This is a genomic window from Arthrobacter sp. 4R501, assembly GCF_002929755.1.
In the GTDB taxonomy this organism is placed as follows: Bacteria; Actinomycetota; Actinomycetes; order Actinomycetales; family Micrococcaceae; genus Arthrobacter.
This window is the reverse complement of record NZ_PJIW01000061.1, coordinates 1-632: the sequence shown is the minus strand read 5'-3', so window position 1 is coordinate 632 and position 632 is coordinate 1. Positions and strand designations below refer to the sequence as shown.

Genomic DNA, 632 nt, shown 5'->3' with positions numbered 1-632 from the left:
AAACGGCCTGTAAACAGGATGGCGAAGCCCGCGATGACGGTCACTATGACAAAAGCGAACCAGAGGAAGAACAGCACAATGAAGTGCGGTATGGCCAGGAACCACTTCACGAGCCACAGCCATCTGGATAGCACCGGGTCGAGCTCCCCCCACAGTCGAGCCGGGTACGGCCGCGGCTCCGCAGCGGGAGAGGACAGTGGTGGCAGGACGGCAGGACCGGCGAACGCGACAGGCGGTGGCAGAGCGGCTCCAGGCGGGGCCGCCCCCGGCGCATGCCTGCCCAGTCCTTGGGCGCCAAAGATCAGCAGCGGAACCCCGATAACCAACAGAATGGCTCCCACTGCCAGCAAACCGGCGGCTATCGGCCCAAGAAGCTCAGACCGGAACCCAGCCTGCAGGTCCGCGCTAATGTCCGGGCTGGCATCGGCATTCATCACCACCACCGACCAGTTCCCCGCCTGTATATTCCAGTCCAGTTCTTGTGCACCGGGTCCCGAAGCGGACGCCGCCCAAAAGTCTTGCCCGGACGGAAGGGCCGGTTGTTGTGTTCCCTGTGTTTCCCGATACTCAACATGGAAGGGCCGGAATCTAAGGTCCAGCAGTTCGGAGTAGTTGGCCCCGGACAGGTAGCG

General features: G+C 63.1%; 1 pseudogene. It reads right to left on the bottom strand.

Features of this window, described 5'->3' with window-relative positions:
• A pseudogene (locus CXR02_RS22540) lies at positions 1-632 on the bottom strand (DUF4389 domain-containing protein); the annotation flags it as partial.